At 43.5% G+C, this 18,758-nt stretch carries 14 protein-coding genes and 1 other annotated feature; of the genes, 9 read left to right on the top strand and 5 right to left on the bottom strand.

Features of this window, described 5'->3' with window-relative positions; all coding sequences use genetic code 11:
* Window positions 1-377: 377 nt before the first annotated feature.
* The 3 genes from clpB to rluD form a co-directional block, all read right to left on the bottom strand.
* Window positions 378-2,951, bottom strand: a complete 2,574-nt coding sequence (clpB, locus tag AB6E51_RS08120; RefSeq protein WP_065584733.1) for an ATP-dependent chaperone ClpB — start codon at window positions 2,949-2,951, stop codon at window positions 378-380.
* A 142-nt stretch (window positions 2,952-3,093) separates the two neighbouring features.
* Window positions 3,094-3,834, bottom strand: coding sequence for a peptidoglycan editing factor PgeF (pgeF, locus tag AB6E51_RS08115; protein WP_065584732.1), 741 nt, complete (start codon window positions 3,832-3,834; stop codon window positions 3,094-3,096).
* Between the two features lie 2 nt (window positions 3,835-3,836).
* Entirely contained in the window at window positions 3,837-4,811 is a 975-nt protein-coding gene (gene rluD / locus AB6E51_RS08110) for a 23S rRNA pseudouridine(1911/1915/1917) synthase RluD (protein WP_017059364.1), read from the bottom strand.
* Window positions 4,812-4,948: 137 nt separating this feature from the next.
* On the opposite strand from rluD, the gene AB6E51_RS08105 reads away from it, so the two are divergent.
* From AB6E51_RS08105 to yjjX, 6 genes are all read left to right on the top strand, one after another.
* Window positions 4,949-5,677, top strand: coding sequence for an outer membrane protein assembly factor BamD (locus AB6E51_RS08105; protein WP_017059363.1), 729 nt, complete (start codon window positions 4,949-4,951; stop codon window positions 5,675-5,677).
* A gap of 140 nt (window positions 5,678-5,817) precedes the next feature.
* On the top strand, window positions 5,818-7,242 hold the full coding sequence (locus tag AB6E51_RS08100; RefSeq protein WP_346393666.1) for a lytic transglycosylase F: 1,425 nt from the start codon (window positions 5,818-5,820) through the stop codon (window positions 7,240-7,242).
* Window positions 7,243-7,666: 424 nt separating this feature from the next.
* Window positions 7,667-8,002: a ribosome hibernation-promoting factor, HPF/YfiA family gene (hpf, locus tag AB6E51_RS08095; RefSeq protein WP_004735034.1), complete on the top strand. Its 336-nt coding sequence runs from the start codon at window positions 7,667-7,669 to the stop codon at window positions 8,000-8,002.
* A gap of 110 nt (window positions 8,003-8,112) precedes the next feature.
* Window positions 8,113-8,234, top strand: a sequence feature (Phe leader region).
* Window positions 8,235-8,246: 12 nt separating this feature from the next.
* Window positions 8,247-9,422, top strand: coding sequence for a prephenate dehydratase (gene pheA / locus AB6E51_RS08090; RefSeq protein WP_136973907.1), 1,176 nt, complete (start codon window positions 8,247-8,249; stop codon window positions 9,420-9,422).
* A 333-nt stretch (window positions 9,423-9,755) separates the two neighbouring features.
* Window positions 9,756-12,134, top strand: coding sequence for a bifunctional diguanylate cyclase/phosphodiesterase (locus AB6E51_RS08085; RefSeq protein WP_229647443.1), 2,379 nt, complete (start codon window positions 9,756-9,758; stop codon window positions 12,132-12,134).
* On the top strand, window positions 12,097-12,618 hold the full coding sequence (gene yjjX / locus AB6E51_RS08080; RefSeq protein ID WP_102332788.1) for an inosine/xanthosine triphosphatase: 522 nt from the start codon (window positions 12,097-12,099) through the stop codon (window positions 12,616-12,618). The genes AB6E51_RS08085 and yjjX overlap by 38 nt, the downstream gene beginning before the upstream one ends.
* Before the next feature lie 128 nt (window positions 12,619-12,746).
* Here yjjX and trpR read toward each other — a convergent pair whose 3' ends face one another.
* Entirely contained in the window at window positions 12,747-13,040 is a 294-nt protein-coding gene (gene trpR, locus AB6E51_RS08075; protein ID WP_017059358.1) for a trp operon repressor, read from the bottom strand.
* A gap of 172 nt (window positions 13,041-13,212) precedes the next feature.
* Complete coding sequence (sltY, locus tag AB6E51_RS08070) at window positions 13,213-15,162, bottom strand: murein transglycosylase (protein ID WP_372057770.1); 1,950 nt, start codon at window positions 15,160-15,162, stop codon at window positions 13,213-13,215.
* Between the two features lie 263 nt (window positions 15,163-15,425).
* Here sltY and ettA point away from each other — a divergent pair, with 263 nt between their 5' ends.
* The 3 genes from ettA to AB6E51_RS08055 all read left to right on the top strand — a co-directional run bounded on the left by ettA (window position 15,426) and on the right by AB6E51_RS08055 (window position 18,633).
* Window positions 15,426-17,093: an energy-dependent translational throttle protein EttA gene (gene ettA, locus AB6E51_RS08065; RefSeq protein WP_017056147.1), complete on the top strand. Its 1,668-nt coding sequence runs from the start codon at window positions 15,426-15,428 to the stop codon at window positions 17,091-17,093.
* A gap of 90 nt (window positions 17,094-17,183) precedes the next feature.
* Complete coding sequence (locus AB6E51_RS08060) at window positions 17,184-17,552, top strand: PilZ domain-containing protein (protein WP_017059356.1); 369 nt, start codon at window positions 17,184-17,186, stop codon at window positions 17,550-17,552.
* 49 nt (window positions 17,553-17,601) lie between these two features.
* A complete protein-coding gene (locus AB6E51_RS08055; protein WP_372057771.1) occupies window positions 17,602-18,633 on the top strand; it encodes a M23 family metallopeptidase in 1,032 nt (343 codons plus the stop codon).
* Window positions 18,634-18,758: the final 125 nt, after the last annotated feature.

Below are 18,758 nucleotides of genomic sequence, written 5' to 3'. Positions count from 1 at the left end.
ATATTCATCAACGAGTGCCCACACAGATTGATAGGTTTAAATTGTTAAAGAGCTTTACTTGTTGAGCCTTCCTTTTAGTAAGGAGCCTCTCGAAGTGGACGGTCATTCTAGCGGATTAGATTCCAGTGTCAAACACTTTTTCCAGCTAATTTTTCAAAGCATCTTAAATGCTTATCACCGTCTTGTTACTCAGTTCAAACCGCTTGGTTATCCTTGGCAACGGAGGCGCATTATAGAGAGAATAATCCTTTGTACAAGGCTAAAAACGAAAAAAAGCCGCCACCGGCGACCGTTCGAACACTATTCACACAAAGCGTTTAAAATAGGTACGATTAAGCCTTAATTTCGGCCAATCGTACCTACCGTTCTTACTTCAACTATTGGTGAGCAATAATGCGGTCGTTGTTTACTAATAGCTGCACTTTCTTATCTGGATTAATTTTTCCTGCCAGTATCGCTTTCGCTAACGGGTTCTCGACACTTTGTTGAATCGCTCTTTTCAAAGGTCGTGCACCATATACTGGATCAAAACCAACTTGAGAAATTAACTTGAGTGCTTTATCCGAAACTTCAAGCTCATAACCATTGTCTTCCATTCTCTTCTTAAGGTGCTCAAGCTGAATAGCGGCTATCGACTGAATGTGCTCTTGACCCAATGGATGGAACACCACGCTTTCATCAACTCGGTTCAAAAACTCAGGACGGAAATGTTTACCTACCACTTCCATCACTTCATTCTTTATTCCTTGGTAGTCGAGCGTATTGAAGTTCTCTTGAATTCTCGAAGAGCCAAGGTTGGATGTCATGATCACTACCGTGTTTCTAAAATCGACTGTACGACCTTGTCCATCAGTTAAGCGCCCATCATCAAGCACCTGCAATAAGATATTGAAAACATCAGGATGCGCTTTCTCTACTTCATCTAGCAAAATCACTGAATAAGGCTTGCGACGCACTGCTTCTGTTAAGTAACCACCTTCTTCATATCCAACGTAACCCGGAGGAGCACCAACCAAACGAGCAACAGAGTGTTTCTCCATAAACTCAGACATGTCGATACGCACCATTGCATCGTCACTATCAAACATGAAGTTCGCGAGTGTTTTACACAACTCCGTTTTACCAACGCCAGTTGGACCAAGGAATAAGAAAGATCCAATCGGCTTGTTTGGATCAGATAAACCTGCACGGCTACGACGAATCGCATTCGATACCACTTCGACTGCTTCCGCTTGGCCAATAACTCGCTTATGTAGAACACCTTCCATTTTAAGAAGCTTCTCTTTCTCGGCTTCTAGCATTTTAGAAACAGGGATGCCTGTTTGCTTCGATAGCACGTCTGCAATTTCTGCATCAGTGACCTTATTACGCAGCAGCGTCATTTCTTGCATTTCAGCTTGAGTCGCAAGATCTAACTGCTTCTCTAATTCTGGGATTCGACCGTATTGCAATTCAGACATTCGGTTAAGATCACCAGCACGTCTCGCAAAATCCATATCCATACGAGCTTGTTCTAGCTCTGACTTGATGTGTTGCGTGCCAGAAAGCGCGGCTTTCTCTGCATTCCACACTTCTTCAAGCTCTGCGAAATCTCGTTCTTTGTCAGAAAGCTCTTCTTGTAATGTTCGAAGGCGTTTTTCACTGGCTTCATCATTTTCATTGGTAAGAGCTTGCTGCTCGATCTTCAATTGAATGATTTTACGCTCGAGCTTATCTAGCGACTCAGGTTTTGAGTCGATCTGCATACGGATACTCGAAGCCGCTTCATCAATCAGATCAATCGCTTTATCCGGCAGTTGACGATCAGAAACGTATCGATGAGATAGTGTTGCTGCAGCCACGATTGCTGGGTCGGTAATTTCTACATGATGATGAAGTTCATAGCGCTCTTTCAAACCACGAAGAATCGCCACCGTGTCTTCAACCGTTGGTTCATCGACAAGCACTTTTTGGAAGCGGCGCTCTAACGCTGGATCTTTCTCTATGTATTGACGGTATTCATCAAGAGTCGTTGCGCCAACACAGTGGAGTTCACCACGAGCCAACGCTGGTTTTAGCATGTTACCGGCATCCATAGAGCCTTCACCTTTACCAGCGCCGACCATAGTATGAATTTCATCGATGAAGAGAATGATATTGCCCTCTTCTTTAGACAATTCATTGAGGACTGACTTCAAACGCTCTTCAAACTCACCACGATATTTAGCGCCAGCTACCAAAGCACCCATGTCTAATGAAAGTACGCGTCGGCCTCTTAAACCTTCTGGCACTTCATTGTTAATAATGCGCTGAGCCAAGCCTTCAACGATAGCTGTCTTACCAACACCAGGTTCACCGATAATGACTGGGTTGTTCTTAGTACGACGCTGAAGTACTTGGATAGTACGGCGGATTTCGTCATCTCGGCCAATTACCGGATCCAGCTTGCCTTGCTCCGCTCTTTCAGTCAGATCGATGGTGAACTTCTCTAACGCTTGGCGTCGGTCTTCGGCATTTGGGTCATCAACTTTTTGACCGCCACGAACCTGCTCGATAGCTTGAGATAATTTTTGCTCAGTAAGACCTAGCTCTTTAAGCAGGTTACCTAAAGGGCCTTTATCTTCAATTGCGGCAAGTAGGAAGACTTCCGAAGAAATGTATGTGTCTTGACGCTTTTGTGCGACCTTGTCACATAGGTTGAACAAAGTACCCATTGCATTCGACAGTTGAACATCACCACCGATACCACTTACTTTCGGTACACGGTCTAATATTTCGCTTAGCTTTGAACGCAATTGAACCACATCAATATTCAGCATGGTGAGCAATGGACGAATTGCACTACCATCTTGATTAAGCAAAGACACCATTAGGTGCACAGGCTCTATATATTGGTGATCACGACCTAATGCGAGCGACTGAGCATCAGATATCGCAATTTGGAATTTACTAGTGAATCGATCGAGACGCATGCCAACCTTCCTACTCTTAGATATGTTTATCTTATGGTTAGAAGATGGATACGGTAACACGGATTTTCAAGGGATAAGAATGAAGAATAGAGCTGTTATAAAAATATAAATGAGCTGGATGACTGGTTGCACTAGTTAAAGGTTACTCTAACCAAATAAAAGTAGCTTGGCGTCCAGTAATACCATCACGACGATAAGAATAGAACGCATCGGCATCAGCGAAGGTACATAGATTAGAGTCTGTCACAGAAGTTACACCAACTTTGTTCAGTCGTTGCGTTGCAAGCTGAGACATATTCGCTAGCCATTTGCCTGGTTCAGCTTTGGCTTCAAATGCGAGCTTAGCTTGAGAGTCAAAACTAACGAAAGCTTCCAACACATCATCGCCTACTTCAAAAGCTTGTTTGCCTATTGCAGGACCAAGCCAAGCAATGATCTTATTCTCTGAACCTAAGTTTGAAAACTTTGCGACGGCATTTTCAAGAATGCCACCAGCAAGACCACGCCAACCAGCATGAACTGCAGCAACTTGAGTGCCTTTGGTATCAGTAAGGATTACAGGTAAGCAATCGGCTGTCATCGCAGAACAAACAACATCTTTAGCTGTGGTAAATGCACCGTCAGCATCAAGAATATCTGCCGTAGGGTGTAAAACCGTAACGACATCTGTTGAGTGAGTTTGATGTAGCCATACCGGAGCGGCAGGCATATTAGCGTGTTGCTTAAGCCAGGCTCTGTTGTTTTCAACAAGCGAAGCATCATCCCCAACATGCGTACCTAGGTTTAATCCTTGATACGCACCAGTAGAAAAACCATCAAAACGTGTCGAAGCAAATGCTTTCACGTTTTTTGGTGCATTCCAGTTAGGGATGATCATCGACATGATTAAATGTCGTCTTCCAAGTTTTCGCGCGCATCAACACGTAACGCTTCAGCCATCACGACCATGTCATTTGGCACAGGAGCGTGGAACTCAACTTCTTCACCTGTAATTGGGTGAACAAATTTAAGCATAACGGCGTGCAGTGCTTGGCGATCAAAAGAACGAATCATTGTTGTTAGTTCTTCAGATGCACCTTTTGGAATACGAGCACGACCACCGTATGCAACGTCACCTAGCAGCGGATGCTGAAGGTATGACATGTGAACACGAATTTGGTGAGTACGACCCGTTTCTAGGCGTAGACGAATACGAGTATGCTCGCGGAAGTGCTCAGCAACACGGTAGTGAGTTACCGCTGGCTTTCCTAATTCATTTACATCCATCAAGGTACGCTTAGTTGCATGACGGCTAATGCCTTTCTCTACCACACCACCAGCGGTCATTTTGCCAATTGCAATTGCTTCATATTCACGAGTAATACGACGCTTAGCAAGAGCACGCACAAGACGAGTTTGAGCTGGAACCGTTTTAGCCACAACCATAAGACCTGTTGTGTCTTTATCAAGACGGTGCACAATACCTGCACGAGGCACTTCTGCAATCTGTGGGTAATGGAAAAGCAATGCGTTTAGTATGGTTCCATCCGGTGTGCCTGCGCCTGGGTGTACAACCAGATCGCGAGGCTTATTGATAACCAATAAGTCATCATCTTCGTAGACAATGTTTAGAGGAATATCTTGTGCTTCCCAGCGCTCTTCATCTGCAAGTTCAGCTTGCAAGATGATCTCTTCACCGCCCAAAACCTTAACGCGCGGCTTTGTAATAACTTCGCCATCCACTTGGATTTTGCCGTCAAGAAGCCACTCTTTAATGCGAGAGCGAGAAAAATCGGTAAATAGTTCAGCGACAGCTTGGTCTAAACGTTGACCTAACTGGCTGCTTTTTACTGTGTCTGTTAATGTGATCTGCTGAGCCATATCGAACTTTTTTAAAAACCGTGAGACTAATACCCATTAGTATGGATAAAATAGAATAATTGCATCATTGTATCTGTTACTGGTTAGAAAGTAACGGAAGCTTACGAAATATTTAATTCAAGGAATCGACGCCTGACATGAAACACCTTACTTTATCGGGTCTATTAGCCGTATCACTCTTGGTTGGTTGTTCAAGTAGTGAAGAGATAGTGCCAGATGTACCACCATCGGTTCTCTACTCTGACGCTCAAGAATCACTGCAGAGCGGTAGCTGGCTTTCAGCAATAGAAAAGCTAGAAGCCCTAGACTCACGTTACCCATTCGGCGCCTATTCTGAGCAAGTACAGCTCGATCTGATTTACGCTTACTACAAAAATGATGACTTGGCACTTGGCCTCGCTACCATTTCACGTTTCCTACGTTTGAACCCAACGCATGAGAAACAAGACTGGGTTCTTTACATGCGCGGCTTAACGCACATGGCGCAAGACCGAAACTTCATGCACGATATTTTTAATATCGACCGTAGTGACCGAGATCCTGAACCAGTGAAACTTGCGTTTGCTGACTTCAAGCGACTACTCGAACGTTTCCCTAGTAGCCCTTATGCTGAAGATGCACAAAAACGCATGTTCGCACTTAAGAACCGCCTAGCAGAGTATGACTTAGCAACCGCTGATTTCTACCTACGCCGCGAAGCTTGGATTGCTGCGATCAACAGAACGCAAGAGCTGCAAAAAACTTACCCAGACACCATTGCTGCGCGTAAGTCTTTAGATATCCAGCTAAAAGCTTATCAACAACTCGGCCTAGATGACGCTGTGTTAAGAACAGAAAAGTTGATTGAGTTAAACCCACTACCTTAATCAAACCTCTTACATCTCAATCCTAAAAGCGCGCTAATTTACTAGCGCGCTTTTTTTCATCTACATATCGCAAACTTGATGGATCGCATAATACACGGTATCTTCAAAAGATAACTTTTAACAAAACATCAACATGGAGTGTGGATGTGAGTAGGTTGTTATTATTTATCTGGATATCGCTATTTAGCCACTTATCCTACGCATTAGAACTGTCTCCATTAAGCAATAAGCCTTACATGGGTGACTTGGATGTGCTCAAAACCAAAGGAACGGTTAGAGTGCTAGTGTCTGCCGATCTTGGTTTCTATTACATCGAGGATGGCAAGCCAAAAGGCATCGTGGCAGAAATGCTCTACCACTTTGAGAAAAGCCTTCGTAAGAAACATCCCTATCTCAATGTTCAAATCATCCCCGTGCAACGAGATGATCTACTTCCCTCTTTAGAGTCTGGCTATGGTGATGTCGCTGTCGCTAACCTAACGATCACCGATAAACGATTACGAACCATCGATTTTTCGGATCCGATGATTAAAGATGGTAAAGAACTCATTATCACAGGGAAAAAGGCCGAACCTATCACCGAAATCAAGCAATTGAGTGGCAAAGAGGTGTGGATACGAGCAAGCTCGAGTTACTTCGAGAGTGTACAAAGAGTTAATAAGGAGCTTAACGAGCTAGGTTTACCACCACTGCATGTCCACTTTATCGAGGAGTCATTACAAGACTACGAGCTGATAGAACTGGTTAACCAAGGTTATATACAAGGCACAATTCTGGATAACCATAAAGCCAAGCTCTGGATCGATGTAATGGAAAACATTCAAGTCCATAACGACTTACCTTTACGAGAAAATGGTCGTATTGCTTGGGCTTTAAGAAAAGACAGCCCTCAACTGAAGAAAGAGATAAACAAATACGTCAAGACCGCACGAACAGGCACCCTGCTTGGGAATGTCATCTACCAGAAATACATCGACAATACTCGCTGGTTAGGCCGAGCACTCAACCCCAATAAAGTAGACCGAGTAGCTAAACTCTCAGATGTCTTTGAAAAGTATTCGAGCAAGTATGAATTTGATCCTTTGATGATGTCAGCTCAAGGTTTCCAAGAATCAGGACTGGATCAGAGCCGGATTTCTCATCGCGGGGCTATTGGTGTGATGCAGGTATTACCGAGTACCGCCAAAGATAAAAACGTCAACATCAAGAACATCCATAAGGTGGATAACAACATCCATGCGGGTGTGAAGTATATGCGCTTTATCAAAGACCGATATTTTGACGACCCGGCAATATCACCCGACAATCAAATCTACTTTACCTTGGCTTCTTACAACGCTGGTCCTGCTAAGATCAGAAAGATGAGGAGCATTGCCAAGCAGAAAGGTTACAACCCAAACATCTGGTTTAAAAACGTAGAAATCATCACTCGCAAATACGTGAGTAAAGAACCCGTAACCTATGTTGCCAACATCAATCGTTACTTCGTAATCTATAAACAATTACAAGCTATCAATGCTATCCGAGAGGACGGCACAGCGAGATTACTGAACACTAACGACTAGGATCGCCTCCATCCCAGAGCTGGGGAGCCAAAGGTATTAGGTAAAGCTAAAAAACACAAAAGCCGCATAAGAATACTTATGCGGCTTTTGTTTATCTAATTCTGAAGAAGCTTATGTAGCGACCTATATTACAAGACCTATATCACAAAACACTATTGAGTAAATTTCAATCAAGTACTTTCCATAGGCTGTAGGACACCCCTAAAAACTGATTTAATTTTTAGCGAAGCCTTGCCTCAAAGTTATCGTTTTTCATAAGGATAACAAGCATTTTTCGCCAAAAAGATACTAAGACTTGCGTAAGATCACATTTGATTTTAATGCTTATCCCACCCAACCAAAACAAGATCTAGATCACATTCTTTATTCCTAAAAGTCGTAATCTGAAGTTAACCCATGAGGGATACAACAGAGGAAAACTTCTATGAAAATGAACATCACTGGTAAAAACATCGACATTACCTCTGCAATCCGTGATCACATAGAAAGCAAATTTAAAAAGCTAGATAAATGGCAAGTAGACATCATTGGCTGCCAAGCGAGCTTTAGCGAAGAACCAAACAAGAAGAAGAAATTTGAAGCGGTACTAACCGTACCAAAAGGCCAACTTGTTGCTTCATCAATCCATGACGACCTCTACGTAGCGATCAACGAAGTAGAACAAAAACTAGAGCGTCAACTCAACAAGCTACGCCATAAACCAGAAGCGCGCCGCGCTGAAAAGCCTGAAATCGAAGAGCTAGAAGCTGAAGTAGAATAAGGAAAGAGAACAGATTAAAAAATAGCGCCTCAGGGCGCTATTTTTTTGCTTGACGCTCGTAGCTCGCTTGCTTATTGTGTTTAAACATTCATAAAACAATCACTTTTTATGCACACTCAATCTTTGTTTATTTTTGACTTCTTTTTTCTTCCGTAAATCGGAGGCTAAGTCGTTTTAGAAAAACAAGTCAAAAACGAACAAGAAGCCTCCCACACTAGGGAGGCTTTTTTATAAGGACACATTTATGACTGACCGCTCAATTTCACTGGATGATATCCGCCTTCGTCTTAATGATTTAGACGACGAACTCCTGAAGTTACTTTCAGAGCGTCGCAAGCTAAGTATCGAAGTCGCTAAAAGCAAAGTAGAGACATCAAAACCAGTTCGTGATGCAGTACGAGAACAACAACTATTAGTTAAGCTGATCAACAACGGCAAAGATAAATACGAACTTGATGCGCAGTACATTACCAAGCTGTTTCACACCATCATCGAAGATTCCGTTTTACTACAACAGTCATACTTACAAAACCTAGCGAATCCGCAAAGCCGTAAACCATTGGCTCGCGTTGCATTCTTAGGTTCTAAGGGATCGTATTCTCACCTTGCGAGCCGCGAATACTTCAGCCGCAAGAATATGGAATTGATTGAGCTGAACTGTAATCACTTCAAAGAAGTCGCATCAACAGTAGAGTCTGGCCATGCCGACTACGGTGTCCTGCCGATTGAGAACACCAGTTCAGGGTCAATTAACGAGGTCTACGACCTGTTACAGCATACGACTCTATACATTGTTGGCGAACTTTCTCAACCGATTGAGCACTGCCTTGTTGCTAAAAGTGATATCCGTTTAGAAGACATCAAAACACTCTACTCGCACCCACAACCTCATCAACAATGCAGTGAGTTCTTGAGCCGCCTTAAGGGTGTCAACCTTGAGTCTTGCGCAAGCACCGCTGATGCAATGAAAAAAGTTAAAGAATTGGGTGGTAATGACGTAGCTGCTATTGGTAATGCATCGAGCGGTAAGCTTTATGGACTACAGCCAATCCAGGGCAATATTGCAAACCAAACAGAGAACCACACTCGTTTCATCGTTGTGGCGCGTAAGCCTGTTGAAGTATCGACTCAAATACCAGCGAAAACGACGCTCATCATGTCGACATCTCAAGAAGCGGGTTCTTTGGTAGAGACACTACTAATCCTGCAACGCTTAGGCATCAACATGACCAAGCTGGAATCTCGTCCTATTATGGGTAACCCTTGGGAAGAGATGTTCTATGTCGATTTAGAGGCGCACCTGGATTCAGATAATATGCAGCAGGCGATAACGGAACTAACGGCTATTACTCGTCACCTGAAGGTGTTGGGTTGCTACCCTAGTGAGAACATCAAAGCGACTCAAGTTAAGTTGTCATAACTGAAAGTGAGTACCAGCTTTTAGCTAACATAAGTATTTGGCCTACAGTAGGCCAAATACTTAAATCACCCTCTAGTCGAGCACCATTCGAGCTAAGAACACGTCCCCTAGCATGCCTGAAACACAATTCACTTGTTTCGCACATTCGGCACGCTTACTCTCTCCACTACTTGAGCCTTTCTAACAAAAACTCATTAGTGGCTTTTTTTATCAATAAAGACAAAACCTTACCCCCTTCACAGGAAATCATCGAACTACGTATAATTAATAGCGAGTAAGCATTAAGTAACATAAACTTATGCGCTTAATTTATAAATAGTGTTGTCATTAACTATGAAGCTAAGTACTAAAATCTTACTACTAATAGCCCCTGTGATACTGATCAGTACCGCGGCTTCTAGCTATATTATTTATTCGACGCAAAAAAGCAGTTTCATCAAACGCGAAGACAACGCACTTCAACTGAACATGGAAAAACTAGCCGGATACTTTCGCCAATCTCGTTCGTTCCTCAATAGCTACTCTTACACCTTGACCCAGAGTGATATGGTGAAGCGTTATTTTCTCACTGATCAAAATCTATCTCGCGATCTTGAACTGGTCAGTAATCTTCGAGAAGCCATTCATTTCCTGCAAGATGACGATGAAAGCTATACAGGTTTAGCGCTTCTTAATGGTGATCGAAAACTGCGTTATTACGCGGATAATAGCAATGACTCACGCACTCAGATTGACAGTAAGATATTGGAGTATGTTGACCTGCACTATCAAGACACCTTAGCAACATCGAGTACCAACTATATTCAAAACTCCCAAGGCGAAGGGATGTTGGTTCACTATGACAAGGTAGATAGAAAAGCGATTTTCCCAACCGTTAACAATCAACCCGACGATGTGTTCTTTGTTGTTGTCTCTGTCTCTCTCGACAAATTTAATGCGCTGAGAAAACAGATAGAGTTCGACTACCAAACCAGTTTATTCTTCACATCCATAGCGGTTTCTTTGGAAAATGATGTCACCCACTCAGTCAAGCTTGCTCCAGAACTGTACGCCACAGTCGATCCGGCGCAATTCCTATTAGAAAACAAGCTCGATTCAATTTGGAACAAGCTGAGTTTGTCGTTTGCCCTGTCTGCGTTTGTGACTGTCGCTCTGCTACTCATGCTTCTGTCTCGCACTGTGATTACTCCAATAACGCGGCTCGATCGACAGCTACAGCAAGTCGAAAAAAAACAACGTAAGAACATCGAACGCTTGGGCACTCGTGATGAGCTTGGCCGCCTATCACAGCGTTTTTATGACATGTACCAAGAGTTAGATAACACCTACCAACAGACCAAGCTCTTGGCCGAAAATGATCAGTTAACCCAAATAGCCAATAGGCATCAGTTTCAAACCTTCGTTCAGCAATCGTTGCCAAAACCGAGTTCGAATACCGAAACCTGGGTTCTCTATTTTGACTTGGACAACTTCAAGTTTGTGAACGACAAATACGGACATCAAATCGGCGACTCGATTCTGGTCTCTTTTGCTCAGCGTATTTCAGATATTTGTCGTCACTATAAAGAGGAGTTCGACGCTCATTGTATGCCAGCCCGACTTTCTGGAGACGAGTTCGTTGTCTACATTAACGCTCCTAGTCACCGAGGAAATGTCGCGCATCGATTCTCGAATGATTTACTGACTCCACTGCAAAAAGGTTTTGTCACCGAATCAGGCAGCTTTCCGATCACGGTCAGTATTGGTATTGCGACCTACCCTAATGATGGCAACTCAATCGAGAAGCTACTGTCCAACGCGGATACTGCGATGTACCAAGCCAAGCGTGCCGGTAAAAACCAATTTGCTGACTATTCACGGGATTTAGACAAAGCCATTCAGCGCCAAGCAGATATTGAACGTGCGCTTAGAGGTAAGAATTTTGATGATGAATTCAGGCTCGTTTACATGCCCTACATGGATTCCACCGGGACTGATGTTATTGGCGTTGAGGTGTTATTGCGTTGGAATTCAAAGCAACTTGGTTTGGTTCCACCAGATGAGTTCATTCCAATAGCCGAACAAACCGGGCTGTTTGAACATGTTGACCGCTGGGTAATACAGAATGCGTTTGCTTCATTCCATCGACTTCAGGCTCAATTTGATCACTCAATTCAATTGTCGATCAACCTATCTTCTGCTGGCATTGAAACCACTCATCTTGCGGGTTTCATTAAAGAACACGCGGAGTTAAATCGAATTCCACCAAGCCTAATCGATTTTGAAATCACTGAAACCTTTTACTCAGATTCACAAGGCTTTCCGTTGCTCAACCAACTCTCGCTAATGGGCTATCGATTAGCGATTGACGACTTTGGATCTGGATATACTTCGATCACTCAACTGGTGCAGTATCCGACTCAAAAAATCAAACTAGATAAAGTCTTTTTAGACACCTTAATTGAAACCGATAATCAGAACATAGTAAAACCGATTATCGGGCTATGCCATGCTCAAGGCAAAAAGGTCACAGCCGAAGGCATCGAAACCGAAAGCATGCATCACTGGTTGCAAGATGCGCAGTGCGATATGCTGCAAGGCTATTACTTCGGTAAACCGATGCCATTGGAAGAACTGAACGAATGGTATCGACTACACCAACTCAATTTAATCGACAACAAAAAGAATCCAATACATGAAATCCGTCGTCATTGCGTCGCTGAACCCAGCTAAAATAAACGCCGTTAAAAGTGCATTCCTTTCTGCCTTTCCTGATTCTGAATTCGAATTCAAAGGTATCAGCGTCCCTAGTGGAGTGTCCGATCAACCGATGAGCAATGATGAGACTTATCAAGGCGCTCTAAATCGCGTTAACAATGCAATCCAAGAACTGCCAAATGCAGATTTTCATGTTGGGTTAGAATCTGGAATTGAAGGCAACGTTACCTTTGCTTGGATGATAATTGAAGCAAATGGTCAACGTGGCGAGTCTCGCTCTGCAAGCTTAATGCTACCACCTGTTGTGCTTGATAAACTAGAGTATGCAAACGAGTTAGGGGATGTGATGGATGAAGTGTTTGGTACCGACAATATCAAACAGAAAGGTGGTGCCATTGGCCTACTGACACATAACCAATTGTCACGCAGTTCGGTCTATCATCAAGCTTTAATTTTGGCTCTGATCCCATTTGTGAATCCTGAACACTTTCCTATTTAGTATTTGAGGCTTCCTTAAACTTCAAAAGATTCCAAGAACAATCTTCAGAAACAAAAAACGCTAACATCCAGTTAGCGTTTTTTATCGAATTCGTATTCATACTATCGCGTGATAGCTTAATTCCATTATTACTTTAGCAATAGGTCGGCGATCACGACTTTCTCTTGCTCAGATTTGGCCTTTAGCTCATTTGAGCCTCTGGTTATCGTCGCTACGCCTACGCCCAGCATTTGACTCACCTGTCGTTGAGACATATCGCCTTTCATCAGCTCACAGAAGATATTAATTCGAGCAACCAGAGCATCTCGCTCGTCTGGTGTCATCATCATAGTCAACAACAGCTCGTGCTGATCTTTTTCGACAGCCGTCTTTACCAAGTCCATCAGTTGTTGCCAATTATCATATTCAGGTTGTGATGCCATATCTCTACACTTACTTTTAAATTCTGACTTTAAAGAGTCGCTTAACGATTGAAAGCGTTTAACACTTTATACCGAAACACTTGATGCGATCCAATGTAAAAAGGCAGTAAGTGGAAATGGTTAGCACTCACTGCCTTTATTCTTACTCAGTTTCGGGCCAAATGCCGAAGGCTTAGTATTTCGTTTTTGCCTCATGGGGCGCTAAAAACGTCCCTTTCTCACCCAAGATATCTCGATAGTAGGTCTCAAACATCAAGATATTCTGAACGTAGCCACGTGTCTCTTTGAATGGGATCATTTCGATAAATGCAAAGGCATCGAGCTTTTCATCGCTGCGTGAACGCCACTGTTTCACACGGCTAGGTCCAGCATTATAAGCCGCAAACGCAAAGATACGGTTGTCATCATATTGAGCGAGTAAACCATCTAAGTAGTGACTGCCAATCTCAATGTTTTTGCCGACATCATAAAGATCATCGCTGCCCTGATACTTAATCTTATGTTTGTTCGCTGTGTATTGCGCCGTCTTGGGCATAATTTGCATAATGCCACGCGCGCCAACTGGAGAGCGAGCTTCTGAATCCATCGCGCTTTCTTGTCTCGCTAAAGACATCAAAGTGATTGGGTCAATATCGTGTTTTTCGGCATAGAAGTTGAACCACCACTTGTGCGCAACTGGGAAACGTAAAGTAATATTGTCCCACATCTTCGCTGATATACTGGCCGTGACCGTTAGATGATTCCAACGCTTTGTCGCAGCATGAGCCGCAAGCATCGATTTTTGGTCTTTGTCTGCATTGGCTAATAACCAACGCCACTCACTCTTAGCTGCCGCAATTTTATCGCGTTCAATCAGCTCACCAATACGAGTCAATGATGTGTTAAAAGGTTTCACTGTTTCAGCATTGTATTTCAACGTGGATGTTGGGTACTGGATAGGCTCATCTAACTGCTTAGCTGCCGCTACACTGTAAAAGTTACGCTGCCCCATAATATCGGATAGTCTCTTGTTACCTTGAGCGCTATCCCCCGTCGCTATCTCAGCTCGACCCTGCCAATACTGCCAGCGAAGCGAAGCCTGATGCTTATCATCTAAGCGCGCTATCCACTCTTTCAAGCCAGTCCAATCTGCATGTTGGATAGCTAAGCGAGCACGTCGCTCCAGCAAGACCTGTTTCGATGAGCTCGCGAGCATTTTGTCTCGCCACGCCATCAACTCTTCAGAGTCGGTATTGATCAAGCGGAACGTTAGGTAGTCCGCTAACTCTTGGGATTTTTCTTTCGAAAACTTTTGAGCTTTCACAACATCATCAAAAACCTCTTGAGCGCTGCTTGCTGACTTCCTTGCCAGTTTCTCAAAACCAAACTCGGTTTGAGCTTGGTAAAATTCATTCGCTGGATGTTTTTTAGCAAACGCGAGTACATTTTCAGGCTTGTTGTACAACGCCTTCATCTGCTTCGCTTGAGCAATTGACTCATCATGATCCAATTGCTTAATCAGATAGCTCATTAACTTACCGTTACGGCCCTCGAACGCTAGCAGCATTCTATCCAGAATCAGCTCATCAGTTCTTAGCCCAGCTTGATCCCAGCTTTTAAATAAAGGGTCACAAGCGTCATCAACACCACTACCACTCAACCAAAGTTGTTTAGCTCCTTTAAAGGCAAGCTCTTGGTTACCTTGCTCGTAATGCGCTCGATAATAAATACATTGGTATTTTTCACCGACAGGCTCTTTGGTTTGAAACTCAAGGATCGTCTTCCACTGTTTTTGAGAAGCCAATGAGTCCAAATAAGGTGCGCGCATTCGATTGGAGAAAGGCAATGCCTTGTTCTCTTCAATGAAAGCATCGACCTCAGCAGGTGTGCGATCACCTAAGCCAATCAGAAAGGCCCGATAATCGGTGTAAGGTGTTAAAGGGTATGTTTGAATTTTGTTACGCAGCGCGGAGTAAGCTTTTAGATCACGGCTGTCTAAAACCTCTTGCGCTTTGTCATAAACGTCACGCTGCATTTCAAGCTCGGATGCATTGCTAGCCATAGCGACCGGAGCCAGTGAAACCGAAGACAAAATTGCCGATGCAGCCACAGCAATTTTCGTATTACCAATGCGGAAAAACATTCGCTCTTTCCTTAGTGCGTGTATGAATACGTGAAGTCTATTTACGCCCGACATCACATCAAATGTAAAGGATTTGAGTGTAAATATTATTAATATTTAACACTTCGCCTCAGAAGCCCATTAAATATAGTTTTAATGGCCAATGTGACAATAATAGGTAAGGATTAGTTCAAGAGTGGCTTTTCTGCCCTAGGAGTAACATCTTTGAGGATATTGGTATAAAATAGCAGACAATTTTGAACAATAATTAGGATCGATCGGCAATGGCTGAATACGTATATACCATGTCTCGGGTGAGCAAAACTGTTCCACCTAAGCGTCAAATTCTTAAAGACATTTCTCTTAGCTTTTTTCCTGGCGCTAAAATCGGTGTTTTGGGTCTAAATGGTTCAGGTAAATCTACCCTACTACGTATCATGGCTGGTATTGATACTGATATTGATGGTGAAGCACGTGCACAACAAGGCCTTAAAGTAGGTTATCTACCACAAGAGCCTGTGCTAGACGAATCAAAAACTGTTCGTGAAATCGTAGAAGAAGCGGTTTCTGACGTTGCTGACGCACTTAAGCGTATTGATGCGGTTTACGCAGCTTACGCAGAACCAGATGCAGACTTCGATGCACTGGCAAAAGAGCAAGGCGAACTAGAAGCTCTGATTCAAGCAAAAGACGGTCACAACTTAGAGACTGCTCTAGAGCGTGCTGCTGATGCACTTCGTCTTCCTGAGTGGGATGCGAAAATTGAATTCCTATCAGGTGGTGAGCGTCGTCGTGTTGCTATCTGTCGTCTACTTCTTGAAAAGCCAGACATGCTGCTTCTTGATGAACCAACCAACCACTTGGATGCAGAATCAGTAGCATGGCTTGAGCACTTCCTTGTTGATTACAGTGGTACTGTTGTGGCGATTACCCACGACCGTTACTTCCTAGACAACGCAGCTGGCTGGATTCTAGAACTTGACCGTGGTGAAGGTATCCCATGGGAAGGTAACTACACGTCTTGGCTAGAGCAAAAAGACGAGCGTCTTAAGCAAGAAAAAGCGGGCGAAAGCGCACGTCAAAAGACAATCGAGAAAGAACTTGAATGGGTTCGTCAAAACCCTAAAGGCCGTCAAGCTAAGTCTAAAGCTCGTATGGCTCGTTTTGAAGAATTGACAACTGGCCAATACCAGAAGCGTAACGAAACCAACGAACTGTTCATCCCGCCAGGTGAGCGTCTAGGTGATAAAGTTCTTGAAGTGAACAACCTGACTAAATCGTTTGGTGATCGCGTTCTTATCGACGACCTATCGTTCAGCATGCCTAAGGGCGCAATCGTCGGTATCGTTGGTGCCAACGGTGCAGGTAAATCAACACTATTCAAGATGCTAAGCGGTGCAGAACAGCCAGATTCAGGTACAGTTGAACTAGGCGAAACCGTTAAGCTTGCTTCTGTTGATCAGTTCCGTGACAGCATGGACGACACTAAGACAGTATTCCAAGAGATCTCTGAAGGCGCTGATATCATTAAGATCAACAACTTCGAAATCCCTGCGCGTGCTTACTGTTCTCGTTTCAACTTTAAAGGCAACGACCAACAGAAGATCATCGGTGAGCTTTCTGGTGGTGAACGTAACCGTGTTCACTTAGCGAAACTGCTAAAAGCGGGCGGTAACGTACTGCTACTCGATGAGCCTACCAACGACCTTGACGTTGAAACGCTACGTGCTCTTGAAGAAGCACTGCTTGAATTCCCGGGCTGTGCAATGGTTATCTCGCATGACCGTTGGTTCCTTGACCGTATTGCGACCCATATCTTAGACTACCGTGATGAAGGTCAAGTTAACTTCTACGAAGGTAACTATACTGAGTACACTGAGTGGCTTAAGCAGACTCTAGGCGCACAAGCGGCAGAGCCGCACCGTATCAAGTACAAGCGTATAGCTAAGTAAATAAGCTTGTATTTTGAACAAAGGCCGCGATAATAGCGGCCTTTGATATATCTGGCTTACGTGTAATGCATCGATATAGAGAGATTACTTATGGTTGAAAGACGTCAATTTTCACGAGTTATTTATCAAGTCCCGACTGAGATCTCACAAGGACAAGTAAAGGTATCAGGCTCAGTGCAAGACTTATCACTCCATGGTTTACTCATTCAATGCAATGAATCAAAACAACTTAGCCATGATGTCCCTGTTCAAGTGAGCTTTAAACTCGAAAACAGTGATATCAATATTCAGTTAGAAGCAACGATAGTCTCTACCATCAATACCTCAATGCGTTTACGCATAGAGCATTTAGATATTGATAGTATCAGCCACCTTAAGCGCCTTGTTGAGCTTAATGTTGGTGACGATGACCTGCTTTATAGAGAGATTGAACACCTTACCGACTTAGGTAAGGAATAATATCTCCATTACCCTTTTTCTATTAGAAGCATTTAGTTAATACAGAACCATGTCTAAAAAAGTGTCCATTACTATTCCCTCTAGTCAGGGGGAACAGACGTTTTACTTCGGTCGAAAAGCCGTACTCTTATGCATGACAACCCTGCTCTCAGTACCGATGTTGATTGGTGGTGCAACCTACATGCACCTTGAGAGTAAAAACAAGCTAGCTGCACAAGCCGGTGATGCACAACAGTTAATTGAAACTCTGATTGTTGAAAAAGAGCAGACCGAGTTCTTATACGCGGAACAAGTTGAAACCAACCACAACCTATCTCAAGCCTTAACTGAGAAAGAAGGTACGATTCAATTACTGGGTAAGCGTGTATTCGATGTGGAATCCGTTCTAGGCCTGGCTGATGAAGAGTTACACACCGATGAGGTTTCACTAGAAGACCGTATTGATGCTGCAGCCGTCGATTCCGCGGTAAGAGCTACCATGTTCCGCTTAATTCCTAATGATAGTCCGATGGCTTATCAACGCATCTCGTCTTCATACGGTCGCCGCACTAACCCTATTTCAGGTAAACGCCATGTACATACTGGTATCGATCTAACGTGTAAGCGTGGTGAAGATATTGTAGCACCCGCAGATGGAGTTATTGAAACGGTACGCCCAAGTAAAAAAGGCTTCGGTAACTTTATTACTATGCGTCACTCGTTCGGCTTCATGAGTTCTTACGCGCACCTACAAAAATTCAAAGTTCGCAGCGGTCAGTTTGTTAGTAAAGGTGATGTGATTGCGAGTTGTGGTAACTCAGGTAACTCAACCGGGCCACACCTGCATTATGAAGTACGCTTCCTTGGTCGTTCATTGAACCCTCAATACTTGATGGATTGGACACCGGAAAACTTCAACTACGTGTTCGAGAAAGAGAAAAAAGTTAAGTGGGGTCCACTGGTTCAACTGATTGATAACGTGGTTCGCTTGCAGATCAACCTAACTAACGTGCCTTACATCAGTTCAACTATCGACACAGTATCCAGCGATGATAACCGAGTCTCGAACGAGAATAACAAAGAGCCTATCGTGACTAACTAGGTTTGTTCGTTTGGCCCATGATGATCCAAATGCATTTCGCCTACTATAGACCAGATGCAATATCGGCATTCAACACAAACAAAAAGAGCGACCAAATGGTCGCTCTTTTTTATTTTTCAAACCAC

The sequence above is a fragment of the Vibrio sp. 10N.247.311.47 genome, assembly GCF_041467535.1.
Classification (GTDB): domain Bacteria; phylum Pseudomonadota; class Gammaproteobacteria; order Enterobacterales; family Vibrionaceae; genus Vibrio; species Vibrio crassostreae_C.
This window is presented reverse-complemented; position numbering and strand designations above follow the sequence as displayed.